General features: G+C 39.6%; 19 protein-coding genes. 10 read left to right on the forward strand and 9 right to left on the reverse strand.

The features are described from left to right. Window positions 1-108: 108 nt before the first annotated feature. Both MMB69_RS19665 and MMB69_RS19670 read left to right on the forward strand, forming a co-directional pair. Entirely contained in the window at window positions 109-753 is a 645-nt protein-coding gene (locus MMB69_RS19665) for a cupin domain-containing protein (protein ID WP_277448298.1), read from the forward strand. Window positions 754-884: 131 nt separating this feature from the next. Beyond that, window positions 885-1,157, forward strand: coding sequence for a hypothetical protein (locus MMB69_RS19670; RefSeq protein ID WP_277448299.1), 273 nt, complete (start codon window positions 885-887; stop codon window positions 1,155-1,157). Here the strand turns inward: MMB69_RS19670 and MMB69_RS19675 are convergent. Both MMB69_RS19675 and MMB69_RS19680 read right to left on the reverse strand, forming a co-directional pair. Beyond that, a complete protein-coding gene (locus tag MMB69_RS19675; RefSeq protein WP_277448300.1) occupies window positions 1,108-1,938 on the reverse strand; it encodes an LCP family glycopolymer transferase in 831 nt (276 codons plus the stop codon). The genes MMB69_RS19670 and MMB69_RS19675 overlap by 50 nt on opposite strands. A 76-nt stretch (window positions 1,939-2,014) precedes the next feature. Next, window positions 2,015-2,386 (reverse strand): PilZ domain-containing protein, encoded by a 372-nt coding sequence (locus MMB69_RS19680; protein WP_277448301.1) that lies wholly within the window; start codon window positions 2,384-2,386, stop codon window positions 2,015-2,017. Between the two features lie 614 nt (window positions 2,387-3,000). Between MMB69_RS19680 and corA the strand changes: the two genes are divergently transcribed. Next, window positions 3,001-3,972 (forward strand): magnesium/cobalt transporter CorA, encoded by a 972-nt coding sequence (gene corA, locus MMB69_RS19685; protein WP_013055874.1) that lies wholly within the window; start codon window positions 3,001-3,003, stop codon window positions 3,970-3,972. A 39-nt stretch (window positions 3,973-4,011) separates the two neighbouring features. Here corA and MMB69_RS19690 read toward each other — a convergent pair whose 3' ends face one another. Continuing rightward, window positions 4,012-7,200: a S8 family peptidase gene (locus MMB69_RS19690; protein ID WP_277448303.1), complete on the reverse strand. Its 3,189-nt coding sequence runs from the start codon at window positions 7,198-7,200 to the stop codon at window positions 4,012-4,014. Window positions 7,201-7,654: 454 nt separating this feature from the next. On the opposite strand from MMB69_RS19690, the gene MMB69_RS19695 reads away from it, so the two are divergent. The 3 genes from MMB69_RS19695 to MMB69_RS19705 all read left to right on the forward strand — a co-directional run bounded on the left by MMB69_RS19695 (window position 7,655) and on the right by MMB69_RS19705 (window position 9,042). Further along, window positions 7,655-8,164, forward strand: a complete 510-nt coding sequence (locus tag MMB69_RS19695; protein WP_223546654.1) for an SUKH-4 family immunity protein — start codon at window positions 7,655-7,657, stop codon at window positions 8,162-8,164. Window positions 8,165-8,304: 140 nt separating this feature from the next. Beyond that, window positions 8,305-8,556: a YesK family protein gene (locus tag MMB69_RS19700; RefSeq protein ID WP_277448304.1), complete on the forward strand. Its 252-nt coding sequence runs from the start codon at window positions 8,305-8,307 to the stop codon at window positions 8,554-8,556. Window positions 8,557-8,583: 27 nt separating this feature from the next. Further along, complete coding sequence (locus MMB69_RS19705) at window positions 8,584-9,042, forward strand: GNAT family N-acetyltransferase (protein ID WP_277448305.1); 459 nt, start codon at window positions 8,584-8,586, stop codon at window positions 9,040-9,042. Between the two features lie 57 nt (window positions 9,043-9,099). Here the strand turns inward: MMB69_RS19705 and MMB69_RS19710 are convergent, their stop codons facing one another. From MMB69_RS19710 to nagA, 6 genes are all read right to left on the reverse strand, one after another. Further along, on the reverse strand, window positions 9,100-9,234 hold the full coding sequence (locus MMB69_RS19710; protein WP_260506576.1) for a hypothetical protein: 135 nt from the start codon (window positions 9,232-9,234) through the stop codon (window positions 9,100-9,102). A 98-nt stretch (window positions 9,235-9,332) separates the two neighbouring features. Continuing rightward, window positions 9,333-9,845: a DUF6241 domain-containing protein gene (locus MMB69_RS19715; RefSeq protein WP_277448307.1), complete on the reverse strand. Its 513-nt coding sequence runs from the start codon at window positions 9,843-9,845 to the stop codon at window positions 9,333-9,335. Between the two features lie 353 nt (window positions 9,846-10,198). After that, window positions 10,199-10,924, reverse strand: coding sequence for an SIS domain-containing protein (locus tag MMB69_RS19720; RefSeq protein WP_047751446.1), 726 nt, complete (start codon window positions 10,922-10,924; stop codon window positions 10,199-10,201). 15 nt (window positions 10,925-10,939) lie between these two features. Further along, window positions 10,940-11,665, reverse strand: a complete 726-nt coding sequence (locus MMB69_RS19725) for a GntR family transcriptional regulator (protein ID WP_277448308.1) — start codon at window positions 11,663-11,665, stop codon at window positions 10,940-10,942. 143 nt (window positions 11,666-11,808) lie between these two features. Beyond that, window positions 11,809-12,540 carry a glucosamine-6-phosphate deaminase gene (nagB, locus tag MMB69_RS19730; protein ID WP_277448309.1) on the reverse strand — a complete coding sequence of 244 codons (732 nt, stop codon included), beginning with the start codon at window positions 12,538-12,540 and terminating at the stop codon, window positions 11,809-11,811. Window positions 12,541-12,542: 2 nt separating this feature from the next. Further along, on the reverse strand, window positions 12,543-13,727 hold the full coding sequence (nagA, locus tag MMB69_RS19735; RefSeq protein ID WP_277448310.1) for an N-acetylglucosamine-6-phosphate deacetylase: 1,185 nt from the start codon (window positions 13,725-13,727) through the stop codon (window positions 12,543-12,545). A 330-nt stretch (window positions 13,728-14,057) separates the two neighbouring features. Here nagA and nagE point away from each other — a divergent pair, with 330 nt between their 5' ends. The 4 genes from nagE to MMB69_RS19755 all read left to right on the forward strand — a co-directional run bounded on the left by nagE (window position 14,058) and on the right by MMB69_RS19755 (window position 17,747). Beyond that, window positions 14,058-15,935 (forward strand): N-acetylglucosamine-specific PTS transporter subunit IIBC, encoded by a 1,878-nt coding sequence (gene nagE / locus MMB69_RS19740; RefSeq protein ID WP_269871770.1) that lies wholly within the window; start codon window positions 14,058-14,060, stop codon window positions 15,933-15,935. A gap of 189 nt (window positions 15,936-16,124) precedes the next feature. Next, a complete protein-coding gene (locus MMB69_RS19745) occupies window positions 16,125-16,844 on the forward strand; it encodes a DUF554 domain-containing protein (protein ID WP_269871769.1) in 720 nt (239 codons plus the stop codon). A gap of 131 nt (window positions 16,845-16,975) precedes the next feature. Next, on the forward strand, window positions 16,976-17,350 hold the full coding sequence (locus tag MMB69_RS19750) for a VOC family protein (protein ID WP_269871768.1): 375 nt from the start codon (window positions 16,976-16,978) through the stop codon (window positions 17,348-17,350). 79 nt (window positions 17,351-17,429) lie between these two features. Next, window positions 17,430-17,747, forward strand: a complete 318-nt coding sequence (locus MMB69_RS19755) for a hypothetical protein (protein ID WP_013082157.1) — start codon at window positions 17,430-17,432, stop codon at window positions 17,745-17,747. Window positions 17,748-17,795 lie beyond the last annotated feature (48 nt).

Raw genomic sequence — 17,795 nt, forward strand, 5'->3', positions numbered from 1 at the left:
AACGAGTGGAAACGCTCGTTTTTTATTTTTCCTAATTAAAACACCCTGAGCTAAGAATTTTAATAGGATAGTGCATATAACTTTTTGATGAAAAGAGGGTATGACACTATGAGTAAATCTGGATTTGTGCCGGATAATTCAAATATTAAAAAAAGCTCAGGAACGCCTAATCTGTCAGTGAACTATAAGCAAAACGTCCTGTTCAAACGAAATGATCAAAATATAGCGTATCAACTAACCTCAACTCAGCTGCCTGCAATGCTCGGAGGTGCGTTTGTTGATTTATATATGACGAAAGGGCATATGAGAGAGCCGCACTGGCATCCAAATGCGTGGGAGTTAGATGTCGTCGTTTCAGGTGAAGTGCAGGTGTCTGTCTTAGACCCTGATACAAGCAGCATGCACAATTACCGGATAAAAGAAGGGGAAGTGGTATTTATACCGATGGGCTGGTGGCATTGGATTGAACCGTTATCGGAAGAAGCGCATCTTCATCTCTTTTTTAACAATGATCAATTTGAGTCTACAGAAGGATCCGACGTGCTGCGCTTAACGCCTCCGCTCGTGTTTCAAAAAGCATACGGAGTAAGCGCAAGCGAAGTAGCAGAAGCCGTTGCACCGATTACGGATACAGTTGTGATTGGACCGCCTAATAATCATTCTATTTATCAAAAGAGCTATCTCAAAGATGAACGGGCTGAAAAGGTTGTTGTTAAAATAAATGAGAAAGTTGTGCCTGCTGAAGATAAGTAGCAAAAAAAGAGGCTGGGATAAAAGTCTTTTAGGCGAAGTGAAAAACGAACCATGAATCAAAATGTTTAATTCACGGTTCGTTTTTCTGTTATAGTGAACGTAGATTTCATCTGTTTCATTCCTTCTAGCAGTTGATTGGAGGGCAAGGCGAAGACTCCTGCGGGAAAAGTGGAACAGATGAGACCCCGCAGGAGCGCAAGCGACGAGGAGGCTCAGCGGCCGCCCGCGGAAAGCGAAGTCTTGCACGGAAATCAACTGCGGTGTCACAAGCAGTTCAGCTTATGTATCTCCTTTGGTCGTCTTTAGATTGGTTTCATTTTGTTATGTCCCAGCCTCTTTTTCGTGAAGCGTTTTTTATAAAAACAGATCGCTACGTTCTAAGTGCTTATAAAGCCGCGTTGTGACTTGTTTTTGGTTCCATTCGTTTTGCGGAAACTGCTGCTTGTCTACGTGAGAAACGGCCGGTTTGTAGGTTTTTTGAATCCGTTTGATATCATTAAACGTTGCATTGGTTTCAATGTGATCAGCGAGCGTAAATACAAGGGAATGCAGCTTTGCAACATTGGGAATCGTAGCTGCTTGGCTGAAAATGGCTTTCGCGACAGACAGCTGTCTTTCATGCGCAGTAAAGATGTCTTGATCATTACGCTCCTTTAAAAAAACAAGCGCTTCTTTTCCGTTAAGGCGAATCGATCCTTTTGGAAAAACAATGTTGCTATGTTCAAAAGCACGTTTGTTTGTGACGATAATGCCGCCTAATTTATCTACAGCATCGACGACTGACTGCTGATCCATTTTGACATAATAATCAACAGGAAGCTTTGCATACGTTTCGACGTTCTTTACGACAGCCTTCATATTTCCTTGGTGATAAATGGTTCGCAGTGTTTCATTGCCGAGCTGAGTTGACCCTGGCAAGTGGGTCATTTTTATTGATTCATGCTGCTTATTAACAGTCATATACACAAATGAAGTATTTTGATGGTTTTCTTGAATTAAAAGCAGGGAAAACGGTTGCCCTTTTTTTAAATTGACGTGTGTTTTGTTACCATGCTCAAGCGGTACATACGTTTGATCAACGGCAGCTTTCACCGTATGATAGCCTGCAAATGTGATGCTGACAAAACTGACGAGTAAAAATAGTACGAGACCGCCAATCCACTCTTTTTTTGCTTTGCTGCTCATCGTCTCACCTTTTTCTATCGAAGTCGTTCGTAGTATTGCCATCTTAAAAGGGGAGTAAAACAAATGAGCGCTATTTTTATTGCTTATCTTGCTTTTTCTTGGCGTAGGTTTTGAGCTCTGTAATTAAAATCGCTTGTTCTTCCACATTGTTAAAAGCTTCAATGCCATAAAGGTATTCGGTATGCCGTTTTTCTTTCCACACGCAAAGTCCGGTAATATGGATGGGTTTTTCATTTAAATAAAAGCTGATTTTTAGCTGAATTTGATGGTTGAAAATAGGTAAATCAAGCGGCGTAATTATTTTGATTCCTTTCGGTGAAAGGTCGATAACAGACAAAGGACCTGGCTTAGAATCGATTTCTTTGTTGTCGTATTTAGCAATGGAAAACGTTCCAACAATGGGAGTCTCAAATAAAAAGCGAAACGGTTCTTCACGTTTGAAATGCATGTATTATCAGTCCTTTTCGTAATCTAAGTTTGTTAAGTAAGTATTCGATGAAAGTCCAAAAATTCCTACACGTTTTTCCCCATCCCCCATATAATGTTTATCGATGTAGAATATCTACCATGGCCATAGACCGGCCATGGTAGATATTCTAGACCTAATCGTAGACGATCCCCCTTGCGGGGTTGATCGTCTACGATTAGGTGGACCTTTGTGGGAGTATTCGAGAGGTCTGAGGTAGTGGTTACTGTTTGTAAGTACTATTGTATTATTAAATAGTGGATACACTAGTAGGGCTTTTATAAAATAAGGGCATAATAACTTGCTTTTATAGTATCGGAAGTTTTGTTTGAAACTTTAAATGGTGAGGAAAAGGTTTTGAAAAAAGCGCTACGCTAGAGTTGGATTGTATGTTAAAATTAAACTTTGTGAAGTAGCTGTATTACAAGTCAGCGTTCCTTCAACTAATTAGGAGGTGAGATGAATGGGCACTGATGACCCCATTTCGATGAAGGTTACTGCAAAACAAGATAGGGGCAACAAAGGTGTATATGTTCCTCTCATTTCAACAAAGGAAAATACTCCTTAATGCCTCAATGATGTGAGGTGAAAAATCAATGATTAAAACATACTTATATGATGATGAAACAAAAGAAATGGTAACGAATCTTGATTTAGGAGACGTGCATGAGAAATTGCGCAATCCTGATAATTTGCTGTGGATTGATTTGTATGATGTCCACGGACAAGAGCTTGCTCAAATTGCTAAATTATTCGATTTTCACCCATTGGCGATTGAAGACTGCTTACACGACAGTCCTCGCGCTAAAATGGATGATTACGAAGACTATAAATTTTTCGTTTTTCACGCGCTTCGCTATAACGAAGAAAGTGATGACGAGATTACGACGCTTGAGTTAAATGCATTTGTCGGATCCAATTACGTAGTGACGATTCATAAACATAAAATGGGCTGGCTTCGCAAAATGGATGCTGTGTGCTCACGCTATCCAAAGTTTATGAACCGCGGCGCCGACTTTTTACTGTATGCTTTGATTGATGGCATCACGGACGAATACTTTCCGATTTTAGACCGAATTGACATGCGTATTGATGAATTAGAAGATGAAATCTACAACAAAGAAGTCCGCGGAGTGACGGAAGAGTTCTTGGCGTTAAAAAGAACGATTATCTTAATCCGGCGCGTTATTCTGCCTCAGCGCCGAATTTTCTTAACGGTTAATGGAAAGTGGAAATTCGACATACGAGAAGAAAATGTTCCTTTCTACATTGACTTGCTTGACCACTTAGAGCGTATTGTAGACTCTGCTGAAACATTTAGAGACCTCGTAAACAGTGCACTTGATACGTATTATTCTATTACCAATGCAACTTCATCTGAAAAGCTGAACGTCTTAACGCTGATTTCAACGATTATGCTTCCGCTCACGTTCGTAACCGGATTTTTTGGGATGAACGTACCGATTCCATATCAAAATTCCCACTGGGCTACTGCTGTTATTATTGTTATGTTAATTGTGTTAACGTGGGGAATGTGGAAATACTTTAAAAACAAACAGCTTTTATAACAAAAAGGCACTTGGCCATAAGCCAAGCGCCTTTTTTCTTTATTTTGTCACCGTTTTTGTTGTTGCTTTACTCGTATTGTTCGCTTTGTCTTTTGCGGTTACGCTTAAGACTGTTTTTTCTTTTTGCTTTTTAATTTTTACTGAGTATTGTCCTTTGCTGTTAGCAGCAGCAGAGCCAATGCTTTTTTTGTTTACTGTTACCGTTACGGTAGTATTTGCTTCTGCTTTACCTGTTACAGCCGTGCTTTTTGTTGTGACAGCATTTACGCTTGGTGCAGCAGGCGGTGTTTTATCGCTCACTTTTACAGTCGTAGCTTTACTTGTGTTGTTGGCTGCGTCTGCTGCTGTTACGCTGATTGCTGTACCTGCTTTTTGTTTTTTAATTGTTATGCTGTACTGACCTTTTGCATTGGCTTTTGCTTTGCCAATTTCTTTGTTATTTACTTTGGCTACAACAGATGCATTTGCTTCCGTTGTCCCTTTAATAGCCGTATCCGCGTCGCTGACTGGATTTACTTTAGGTGCATTTGGAGCAATAACGTCACGCACCGTTACTTTTACTTCTTCACTTTCCTGTTTTTGGCTGTTTGTAGCCGTGATATATAAAACTGTATTTTCTTTTTGTTTTGGAATTTTCACTTTGAACGCGCCTTTTGCGTCAGCTTTTGCTGAAGCAATCACTTTCTTGGCGCTGTTTTTAACATTTACCGTAAAATTCGCTTTAGACGTTCCTGTTACATACTCATCTTTATTCGTGACCGCTTTTACCGCTGGTTTGGCAGGTGCTTTTTGAACAACTGCACGAATGCTCGTACTTGCTTTTCCGTCTGTGACAACTACTTGTAAAACGGTATCAGCTTTTTGAGCTGGAATGTTCACAGAGAACGTATTTTTTGCATCAGCTTTAACTGTGCCAAGTGTTTTTGAGCCGTTCATTACTTTAACAGTTGAACCGCTTTGAGCTTTACCTGTAACAATTTTTTGCGTGCTGACAAACGTATTTACCTGCGCTTGCAGCTGCTGTGCACTTACCGCGCTGTACGCATTTAAACGTCCCCATCCTGATACGTAATCGTAGCCTGGAGCAGGGGGTTCTGCCGGACCTTCTTCATCATCGTATACAGGAGCATCTTTTTCATCAAATTTAATATCTTTAGCTGTATCCGTTAGGCGTTTTTCAACGTCTTTTGGCTTTAAGCCTGGGTTTTGGGATAGTAATAATCCCGCAACGGCTGCCACGTGAGGCGTTGCCATTGATGTTCCGCTTAAATAAGTGACGTTTCCGTCTGGAACAAGACTTGGAATATCAGAGCCAGGAGCTGTAATATCTAATCCTTTTCCGTAGTTTGAGTAGTCAGATACGATATCTAAACGGTTTGATGCGCCTACTGAAATCGCATAGGCAGATGAAGCAGGGTAAGAGAGCTCTTCCATACCGTCGTTTCCACTTGCAGCTACAACCGTTACGTTATGATCGTATGCGTATTTTAACGAATATTCAAGCACGCGGCTGTAAGATCCGCCAAGGCTTAAGTTAATAACTTTTGCACCGTGATCAACCGCGTATTTAATACCGTACGCAATTTGTTCTGTATCTCCGCTTCCAGATGCATCTAGAATTTTAACCGGTAAAATTTTTGCGTGAGAATTAATGCCGGCCATTGAATAGTTATTATTTGCAGAGGCTGCGATAATACCTGCTACGTGAGTTCCGTGTCCGTTGTCATCAGTTGCATTTGACGAACGATCCACGTAGTTATAGCCTGTCTTTGTATCCACTACGCCTTTTAAATCAGCTAGTGATGAATCGACGCCCGTATCGGCAACGGCAATAACCGTATCTTTTAATTTTTGACCGTTTAGTAATTTTTCAAGCGATTCATATTGAATATCGGCATGTTGAGTGCCATCATTTTTACCCGTGTTGTTTAATGACCATTGATACGGATATTGTGAATCCATCGAAAGAGCGTGGTACTCTTGAACCGGCTCGATAAATTCAGTTTCAGGAAGTGCTTGAATTTGTTTTGCCGTCATTTTACCTTGAGCAGATGACGTGCTGAAGCTTTTTGCATTACTGTCATCTAATTGAATAACAAACATATTATCAAAAGAAGCAGCTGATTGTTTTAATGGATTAATAGATTCAATGCTTGCTGATTTTGACTGTGCTTTTGTTTTGAATGATTTAGCATTTGCACCATCTTTTAATTTAACAATATAGCGCGTTTCAGCTTTTGTTGAAACGCTGTTTGCGCTGACTAACTTAGCTCTTACTAATACAGACGATACGTTTAAGTCCGTTACGTCTTTTAATTTTGTCTGTGCTGCTACTTTTTCCAAGTCTTTCTTTAAAGCAGCGGGAACGGATTTATAAGCGATGCTGTATAAATCATTGATTGCTTTTTGATCAGCACTTGTAATCATATATGTGCTTGATGCGCCGTTTTTCGCTACATCTGTAAATAGACCCTTTAGCTGAACTAAATCTTTGTATACTTGTTCACGCATCGATTTATCAATAATCATTTTAGAACTGATAAACGGAGCGGCTTTGTAGTAAAGAGAAGAAAGGTCTTTTCCGCTTGCTGTTTTTGAAAGCACAGCGTCACGAATCGTACGCAAATCTTTTAAAATACCTTTTCCGTTTTCTTTTTGGCTTGTACTTAATTCAGCCGGGCATTCTTCTTCCATCATTTGAGAAGGAGGAAGTGAAGCGCCTTCATAGCTGATTATATATGGAACTTCTGTTTTTTCTTCCGGCTGTGGTTCTGGAGAAGTTGAACCATCTTCCGCATCTTCTTCAATCATGTCGTCTTCGCTTCCATAATACTCAACTTTCACATAATAAGGGCCAGTCCAAGCGATTGGAAAATCTAGCTGAGCAGGCTCGTCTTTGTAGGAGTATCCCATATAACGGTCAAATGCCACGTTGTTTTTGGCATTTTCAAGACTAGAGTAAACTGTGATGTTTACTTCATCATCACTTTGAAGCTTAATTCGGTAGTGTGAAAACTTTGCTACATCTTGTTTAGAAGGATTAATTTTGTACCAATGTGCTTGTTCTGGTTCTGTAAATGTTCCTTTTGCTGCTTTACCAATGCTTAATGTTTTTTCATTAGCAGGAGGATTGCCTGCCGCTTGTGTTTTCAGTAAGCCTAATTGGCTAAAACACAAGGTGAACATTAAAGCAAAAGCAATAAAACGATAAATTGACCCTTTTTTCATGTTAAACCTCCAAAAAAATATAGTAAAAAACAGGAATTACATACCTATTAAACCATAAAGTTTAAAAACTTGTAAATAATTACTGTTGCTTATTTTAGTATTTTGTCAAGTTATTAATCTCGTATAAGAAATGGTGAGATAAGTCCTAGTTGCAAAAAGTAGAAAAAATTGGAATAATAAAGATTGAGCCTGTTTATAAGAGGCGAAAGTACGCTGAAAAGGAAAGAAGGGAATGAGAATTATTTTTAAAAGCAGAATCTGTTGGAGAAAATCTGATCGGTTTCTTTTTACCTGTGTTTATAAAGAGGAAATCGGGCTATATAAATAAAGATTGGAAAAAATTTCAGTCTAATTAAGTTCATTTGTAGCATATAATACGAGCTGGATTTCTTTTATAATAAACAAAAGCAAAGAAAGAGCAAATGGTGAAAAGGAGTGAAAGAAGTTGTCAAATGTGATGCAACGACAAGAAAAACGAATGAAGTTTGATGCCGAACAGCTTGCACCCCTTGATATTGATAAAGAGACAAAGAAGTTGCTAACAGAAAAAGGATTGCCCAAAGAAGCTTCACCATTTCTAGAGTTCGTTTCATCCAAAGGAAAGCTAACAACATTATGCGAAACATTTGAGTTATCATCTCGCTATCAACACTATTGGTTTTTAGGAACAACCGGCGCTGGAGATCCAATTTGTCTTCATCAAAAAAACGGTTCGGTTGTGCTGCTCGATACGTCCAACGATGACTGCGAGCGTTTCGTGAATACAACTTTTCCGCAGTTTTTAGCATGCTTAGATGTGTTTGAAGAGCTAGTAGAAGAAACGATTCAAGCTAACGGAGAATCTGCATACTTAGAGAGACACATTCCTGCTGAGGTGCTGCAGCGATGCAAAAAACGTATGAATGAAATTGATGAAGCTTGCTTAGCCCCTTATTCTTTTTGGTTCAAAGAACTTTCTTTTTAATATAGTAGAAAAATAGACATGGCCGCTTTGGTCATGTCTATTTAGTTGTGGCTGCAGGGCTATTAATATAGATAGAATAAATAAAAATGATAGTATATAATGGATATAAATTCCTTTTTTAGAGAAGGAGGAAGGTGTAAATGATTTCTTTATTTGGATTAATGGGTGCTTTCTTTGTGCTGCTTGCTGGTGCGTCGTATTTCTTCTATAGAAAGAACTCGCCCGTGCAGTACGGAATTTCACTTAGCAGCATGATAATAAGTATATTTCTATTTCTATATAGCATATTTGGAGTTGGTGGCTTTGAAGGAATGAGTCTTGGTGCTTTAGCGGCTGCTTTGTTTTTGGCGTCGGTTCTCAGCTTGTTCGTCATGTTCTTTTTAACATCATAAATAGACACGGGAAAGGTGCTGTGTGAAATGGGAGAAATAACCTTTAGAGAAGCAGTGCGGGAAGATTTAGAACAAATTGTTGAAATGCTCGCTGATGATATGCTCGGAAGCAAACGAGAGCGCTACGAATTACCGCTTCCAGACTGTTATGTTCAAACATTTCAGGCAATTGATGCGGATCCAAACAATGAACTGATTGTCGCATGTAAAGATAGTAAAGTAATAGGTGTTCAACAAATAACCTTTACGCCCCACATTGCACGACAAGGCGGGTGGAGAGCCACGATTGAAGGAGTTCGAACCGCTTCGTCACAGCGCGGAAAAGGGGTTGGCTATCAGCTGATTACATGGGCGATTGAACGAGCGAAAGAACGTAATTGTCAGTTAGTACAATTAACAACGGACAAGGAACGATCGGAGGCTTTGCGTTTTTATCAAAAGCTTGGGTTCACAGCTTCTCATGAAGGATTAAAGCTCCATTTATAATAGGGTGCTAATGGTTATGAACATAAAATAATAAGTATAGATGAGCTGGACCGCTTATTACACCGCAGTTGATTTCCGTGCAAGACTTCGCTTTCCGCGGGCGGCCGCTGAGCCTCCTCGTCGCTTGCGCTCCTGCGGGGTCTCACCCCTTCCGCTTTTCCCGCAGGAGTCTTCGTCTTGCTCTCCAATCAACTGCTAGAAGCAACTAAACAGATTAAATTTGCGTTCATCCTGCAACAAAAATACTTTTTTCTCAGCCGTTTTTTTTGCGTCTAGCTTACTGCAAGAAGCTAACGGAAATTGTTTTTAATAAATGTTTTTTCATCCGATTCGCTGAGTCTGCCGGTTGCTTCTCCAATGTTGCCTCCTTGAAGGGTCCAAAAATAATTATGATCTTCTACTACCTTACTAAAATCATTATTCTCCCATCTATTTAAAATTTGAAGAAGCTGAGCTTTATGTTCAAATTCATTTATCTCTAATACATGTTTAACTTTTTGAATATTAGCCGAAGTCATTTCAACTGCGCCCCATTTATCAGGAGAATATACTTTTTGATGAGTCATTTTATGCATCGTTTCAATGACTGTTTCTTCACTTGTAGATTGATTCAGTTCAACTTCGGGCTCAGGCGTTCCTCCTATGTAAGAAACTTGCTCTTCTAATTGTTGGTCTTTTTCCTTACTTTCTTTAGCTGCTGGAAGGGCAGATTTAGTATGGAAAGCGCTAATCAACCCAACACCTAATGCAATAATTACCGTACAGCAGGCTGCTATAAATGTCCAAAATAGGATCTTCTTCATAAAACGTTAGCTCCTCACTTCATAAAAAAATATGTATATATACCTAATTATGTATAAGTATAAACTTATTTGCTAGTATAGTAAATATAAGGTACTAGTATATTGCCATTGTAGTAGGTAGTGAGAATGACACGAAGTGGAGTAGCAGTACGGACAATTATTGTTTGACACTTAAAGTATAAAAGAGTATACTTATGTTAAACATAGTAATTATGTAGGATAAGTAGGTTATGGTGCTGTGAACAAGACTTCTACTGATAAAGAGGAGATCTAGTCCAAATCGTACAGTCCGACTTTGATGAGATGCTTTCAAGCATCTTTTTTTTGTGCAAAAAAAACAGCCGCAGGGGCTGTTATAGGGCAGTAATTCTTCCTTTGTAAGCATCAATCAACCGCTGGTTATGTTCATCTGAACCTTCCATGTTTCCGCTTAAAAAGACAGGAGGCGTAATGCCGCGGCTGAGCAGTTTTTGGATGGCTTTAGATAGGACATCATTTAGGATAGCGCCTCCAATTACAGTGGAACCAGAAGCGAAGGAAATGTCTTGCTGATGAAGAAGAACGTCTCCTTTTGGAATATGATTATTAATAACAAGATCCACGACATCATGAAGGTATTTTCCGCTTTTATGCCGCGAAGCCCGGCTCGTGGCATAAGAAGGAGAGGTAAGTCCGATCACAAAGGCGCCTTTTTCTTTTGCAATTAAAGCCACATCAATCGGAACGGGATTTACGCCCGACGTAGAAATTACAATCATGATATCGCCTGGTACGATATCTTCTTTTTCCATAAAGGTGGAGGCATAGTCGTTTTTACGCTCTAGCTGTGAAGAGCGCGAAGCTCCTTTATGAAGCATCAGTTCTTCTACAAAAATAGGATGAATCGGTGCAAGCCCTCCGGAACGGTAAAACACTTCTTCTGTTAAAATATGAGAATGACCGCACCCAAATAAATGAATGAGGTGATGAGAAGCTAATTGCTGTGAAATTTTCTCGGCTGCGGATTCTATTGCCTGCTGTTCATGCGTCTCCACTTTAGCAAGCAGTTTTGTTAGTTCCTGTAGATATAAACTAGACATAAAAAAACTCCTTAGTTAAGATCGTGTCATGTTAATCGTAAACTTATAGCGGTCTGCTCTGTACGAAGACTTCACCACTTCAAGCGGCGTGCCGTCTTGCAAATACGTATTTCTTTGAATCAATAGAACGGGTGAATATGAGCTGATTCCAAGATGCTTCAATTCGGTTTCAGAAGCTAAAATGGATTCTAACGTTTGATTAGCTTCGCCAATTTTCAGCCCGAGCTCTTCTTCAATATAACGGTAGAGAGAGTCATTAACAATGGATTCTGTTAATCCTTTGACTAAGTTAGCAGATACATACACGCTTTCGAGCGCCATTGGCACGTCATCAGCTAAACGAATACGCTTGATTTCATAAACAGGTGCATGAAGAGAAATGTGCAGCTGCTCGGCAATTTTTTCCGAAGCCGCAATGATTTCAAAACTTAGCAATTTACTGCTTGGCACCATTCCGCGCGCTTTCATATCTTCTGTAAAACTCGTTAATCCAACGAGCTGCTGCTCTAATTTTTTTTCAGACACAAAGGTGCCGCGCCCTTTTTGACGATACAAATAACCGTCGTTTACTAAATTGTTAATCGCTTGGCGAACGGTCATTCTGCTGATTTCAAATCGTTCTGCAAACTCTCGTTCAGAAGGAAGCGAATCATTTGGTTTTAACTCTCCGTTTTCAATTTGTTTTTTCAACTGTTCTTCAATTTGATAATAAATCGGAAGAGGTGAGCTTTTATCAATCACTTAAGTTCTCTCCTTTATGTAAACCTCCTCATCTAAAAAGACGAGGAGGTATGTTATCTATATATGCTCTAACTAATAGTCAAATATCTTTCTTTCATAAAGACGGATTGATTATAGCCAGGGCAGGCTACTTGACTATTCTTTCAAAGGTTCACTTTAGCTAAAGCTTCTTGGTCCGCAATAATTGTAACACAGTGATGCTTCTTTAAAATAGAAGCAGGAAAGTCTTCTGTGATTTCTCCGTTAAGCAGTTGGTACATGGCTTCTGCTTTGGCTTCCCCGGAGATAAGCAGTAAAATTTCTTTGCTTTTCATAATTGATTCAATTCCCATTGTAATAGCCTGAGTAGGCACTTCGTCAAGAGAATTAAAGTAGCGCGCATTGGCTTTTCGCGTTGACTCTTCTAACGTCACAATATGAGTAGGAGAGTTGAATGACGTACCAGGTTCGTTAAAGCCAATATGTCCGTTTTGGCCGATTCCAAGAATCTGAAGGTCAATGCCTCCGTGATTTTGAATCATTTCATCGTAGCGGCGGCATTCTTCTTCAGGCGTATCAGCCAGCCCGTTAGGAACGTGCGTGTTGCTTACGTCAATATCAATGTGATTAAATAACGCATCTGCCATATAGTAGTGATAGCTGTTTGGATCTTGCGGCTTCATTCCGACATATTCATCTAAGTTAAAGGAAGTAACGTGTTTGTAAGACGTGCCGTGCTCTTTATGATCTTGAATTAAACGATCATATAATCCTTTCGGTGTGCCTCCCGTTGCAAGTCCCAGATTCATATTTGGTTTTTTATGAAGTTTGCTAATCAGCATATCAGCTGCTTTTGCACTCATTTCACTGTAGTTTTTCACTTGGATGATATTCATTGTTAGTCCTCCTTTTGAAAGCTCAATGTGCCTCGGCAAAATGTCATTTCAACATCTAGGTTTTCATTTAACACCACGATATCCGCATCTTTTCCAATTTTGAGACTTCCCTTTGTATCAAACAGATTAAGCTGTTTTGCTGGGTTTTCAGCAGTCATTTTTACGATGTCTTCCAATGAGCAGTTCGTAAAGCTCATCGTGTTTTTAATTGCATCGTTCATCTTTAAGATGCTTCCCGCTAACGTTCCATCTGCAAGGGTAGCCGTTGTGTCGTTTACGTGAACAGGCTGTCCTCCTAAATCATACGTACCGTTTTTTAGCCATTTGGCACGAAGAGAATCCGTGATAAGAATCATGCGTTCACTTGTGATTTGATCGTACGCAAGCTTGACCATTTCAGGTCGGCAGTGGATGCCGTCTGTAATGAGCTCTACAAATAATTCATCTCTCAAATAAGCGGCGCCTGATACGCCCGGCTCTCTATGGTGAAGGCCGCGCATGCCGTTATATAAGTGCGTAATATGAGACGCTCCGGCTTCGATAGCTTCATCAACTTGATCATATGTGCTATCAGAATGGCCAATAGAAGCGACAACGTTTGTTTCTTTTAAATAAGAAGTAAGCGCTAAGCCGTTTGGCTGCTCTGGAGCTAATGTGACAAGTTTAATATGTCCTCCGGCTGCTTTTTGCCATTCTTGAAACAGTGACACATTTGGATCTTGAATGTGAGTAGGCGGCTGTGCACCCGCACGTTTTGGTGAAATAAACGGACCTTCTAAGTGAATACCCACTACTTCAGCATCTTGATCTGTCTGTTCTTCAATATAAGCGCCCGCATTGCGAAGTGCTTTTTCAACCGCTTCATTTGATTGCGTCATAGTGGTTGCTAAAAAGCTTGTTGTACCTTCTTTAGGAAGCGTGCGCGCCATTGTTTTTAATGCTTCTGCAGTACCGTCCATAGCGTCCGCATTGTTCACGCCATGAATATGCACATCAATGGCACCAGGAATGACTTTATAGGAAGGAGAAAGCTCAATCACATGATCTTTTGGCTGACCTACGTATTGATGGATCTCTCCGATTTCAGTAATTTTCTTGTTCGTTAGTTTAATATACCCGTTTTTTAATGTCTGATTTTCACTATAAACGGTTACATTATAAATAATGATGGATGAATGTGTATCCATACATACACTCCTTTGCTCGTGGTATTGATTTAAGTGTAACGCTTTTTGGAATAGTTGTCTAGACCAGTTAATTCTTTTTTGTGAACTAGAAAGTTTTGTAAGGGCTTTTAACATTGATATAGAAAGATTTTTAAAAAGAAAATTGGTATAGACAACTATATATTTTATGTGCTAGTATGAGTCCATGCAGTAAAACCGCCGTTATTTCAGCTGATGATGATGTAATCATAGGCCGGGACGAATGCGGTAACTTGTCATCCGATAAATATTGTTACGAAAATCCTTGCTCGTAACATCGGGTTAAATACGTTATACAAAGGGGATAGAAACATGCTGAATTTTTTACAACGTATTGGTAAATCGCTTATGCTGCCAATCGCAGTATTACCTGCTGCGGCATTGCTTCTTCGTTTAGGTCAAAAGGACTTATTAGATATTCCATTTATGGCTCAAGCCGGAGATGCGATTTTTGCGAATTTAGCACTACTGTTTGCACTCGGAATTGCTGTAGGACTTTCAAAAGATGGAAGCGGGGCAGCAGCACTTGCCGGAGTCGTCGGTTATTTTGTGTTAACAAAAGGAACTGTAGCTATTGATAAAGATATTAACATGGGAGTACTCGGCGGGATTGTTTCAGGTGTAACGGCTGGTCTATTATACAATCGTTTCTCAGCGATTAAGCTGCCCGAATGGCTCGGCTTCTTTGCGGGAAAGCGGTTTGTACCGATTATTACCTCAGTCGTTATGCTTGCGCTTGCAGGAATCTTTGGAGTTATTTGGCCACCGATTCAAGATCAAATTAACAACTTAGGAACGTGGATTACAGGAGCAGGAGCGCTTGGTGCAGGTATATACGGATTTTTAAACCGTCTACTGATTCCAATTGGACTGCATCACGTGTTAAACAGCTTAGTATGGTTTGTATTCGGAGATTATCACGGCGTAACGGGAGATTTGAACCGCTTCTTTAAAGGTGATCCAACGGCAGGAACATTTATGTCTGGATTCTTCCCGGTTATGATGTTTGGTTTACCGGCAGCTGCGCTTGCGATGGTTGCAGCAGCTAAAAAAGAAAAACGCAAACAAGTCAGCGGTATGTTAATTGGACTTGCTGTTACTTCTTTTTTAACGGGAATTACGGAACCAATTGAATTTCTATTTATGTTCGTAGCACCGCTATTATATGTTATTCATGCCGTTTTAACGGGAATTTCGATGGCTTTAGCTGTTGCTCTGGGTATTCACGCTGGATTTGGATTTTCAGCAGGGGCCATTGATTTCTTCTTAAACTACGGAATTTCACAAAAACCGCTGCTGTTAGCGGGAATTGGAATTGTGTATGCAGTCATTTACTTTGTTATTTTCTATACGCTGATCAAAGCGTTAAATTTAAAAACACCGGGACGTGAAGATGATGAAGAAGTAGACACATCAAACGAAACGGTTGTGGCAACAGGCGATAAATATGTGGATATGGCCTCTTATTTTATTGAAGATTTAGGCGGAAAAGAAAACTTAACCGTAATTGATAACTGTGCGACTCGTCTTCGTTTACAAGTAGCTGATGCCGGCAACATTAACGAAGCTGCCTTAAAGCGTCACGGAGCGAGAGGCATCATGAAGCTCAGCAAAACAAATGTTCAAGTCATTGTCGGAACAGAAGTAGAGTTTGTTGCGGACGCAATGAATCAATTAGTTAAATACGGCACAGCATCAACCGCTGCACCTGTTGTACAACCGTCTCTTCAAGCAGATGCACGTACAGAGTTTTTATTACCGTTTGAAGGCGTTGTAAAGCCGCTTAGTGAAGTAGAAGATCAAGTGTTTTCACAAAAAATGATGGGTGACGGCTTTGCGATTGAACCGATTGAAGGAACGCTCGTATCACCGATTAACGGTGAAGTCATGACTGTATTCCCAACAAAACATGCGATTGGCTTAAAAACAGTAGAAGGAATTGAAATCCTTATTCACGTTGGGTTAGATACGGTGAATTTAAAAGGCGAAGGGTTTGAAGCGCTCGTTCAAGAAGGGGACAGCGTTCAACAAGGGACGCCGCTTTTACAAGTGAATTTAGACTATGTTAAAAAGCATGCACCGTCTATTGTGACACCAGTTGTATTTACCAACTTGCCAGCGGATAAAGAAGTGAAGCTGTTAAAAACAGGCTACCAAAAGCAAGGTACAAAAGACGTTATTACATTTTAATAAAAAGGCTGGAACAAATGTGTTTTAGTTAAAGATCCGAATGATTCATCGTTCGGATCTTTTTCTTTTCTTCATAATTGCAAGAATTTTGTGTTAAAATTTAGTGTGTTTGATACAGCTAGTGCAGAGCAGAGAGGGAGTAGAACAAATGAAAACAGAAACGGCATTATTCAGAGTAAAGGTGACCGCATGTTTATTATAGGAGCATTAGTAAATGGACTAGCGATTGTTGTAGGAACATTAATGGGCAAGCTTGCTCACCGCATTCCTGAAAAAGTAAGCGTGACAGTGATGCAAGTGATGGGTTTATCCGTTATCACGCTTGGTTTGCAAATGGGCTTTAAAAGTCATCAGTTTTTAATTGTAATTTTGAGCTTAGCCATCGGAGCGGTTATTGGTGAGTTCATTGATTTAGATGAAAAGCTAAACCTTTTAGGCAATATGATTGAACGAAAATTTCAATCACCGCAAAATGACAAGCAAACATTCAGTATTTCACAGGGCTTTGTAACAGGGACGTTAATCTTTGTCATTGGAGCGATGGCGATTGTCGGGGCATTAGACAGCGGAATACGCGGCGATCACAGCGTATTGTTTACAAAAGCGGTGATGGATGGATTTATCTCATTATTATTAACGACTACGCTTGGAATAGGCGTCATTTTCTCAGCAGTGCCCGTGTTTCTATACGAGGGCATCATTGCGTTATTTGCCACGCAAATCAATGCGGTCGTGCCGCAAGATTTAATGAATAGTATCATTGCCGAAGTCACAGGGGTAGGGGGCGTATTAATTTTAGCGATTGGAATTAATTTATTAGAAATTATTAAAATTAAAGTTGCGAATTTACTGCCTTCGATTTTAATTGCGGTTGTGATTGTAGTTGTACAGCATACATATTTTTTATGAAGAAAAAGCTTGTGGATAGTATTCGCAAGCTTTTTTGTATCTATATGAGCAAAAGTTAAGGGAGTAGCAGGTATAAAGTGATACGTGGATAATGGTATAGAATGAACAGAAAAACAAAAAGGAGGGTAAAAATGCCGAGTCCTGTTTTCAACAAAATGAATACGGTATTTATCCACGTATCTCATTTAAAAACTTCAGTAAAATGGTATAGCGAGTTATTGAATCAAGAATACAAGATGAGCGAGGTGAAGAACCCCGTTTATAATCTTAAAATTGTTGGAGAAACAGGGTTAACACTAGACGCGGGTCCTGAAGGAACAGAAAAACAAATAGTGGCTAGTCTCCATCCAATTTTTAATTTCCATACGGAAGATATTAAAGAAGCGTATGAATTTGTTAAAGAGCTGCACTATACGATTGATTCTCCGATTACTTCTTTTGAGGATTTTTCGTTTTTTACTATAAAAGATCCGGATGGACATGTGGTCATGATTTGTACAGGTTAAGTCGTTAGCTCCAGAAGTTTAAGGTATAATATACTAATAAGAAAACCCTAATGAGATGAAGTAAGGAGAAATACTGCTTATGAAAGACAATCAACAGATTACAGCTCTTATTGCTGCACAAGTGGAGAAGTTAGCACGTCAATTTGGCTATGACTTTTTATCTGAAAAACAAGGGAATCAAACGCTCTGTCAAATTCTTCAGCGAGATGAAGACGGATCTATTTTGGCAACGCCGCTTAGTTTTCATTTACATATGAATGAAGACAAAGGAACGGGAGATATTATTTACTACCATGAACAAGGGGAATTTAAGCGTCAGCAAGTGAATGTATATGAAGAAAATAGCCTTGTGAACGTGTTGTTATTTATCCAAGAGCGATTGAAAGTCAATCGATAAAAACGATTGTACTAACATATGCAAGAAAAAAAGCAGGGAGCTCCCTGC

It is taken from the genome of Priestia sp. P5 (genome assembly GCF_029522155.1).
Classification (GTDB): Bacteria; Bacillota; Bacilli; order Bacillales; family Bacillaceae_H; genus Priestia; species Priestia megaterium_E.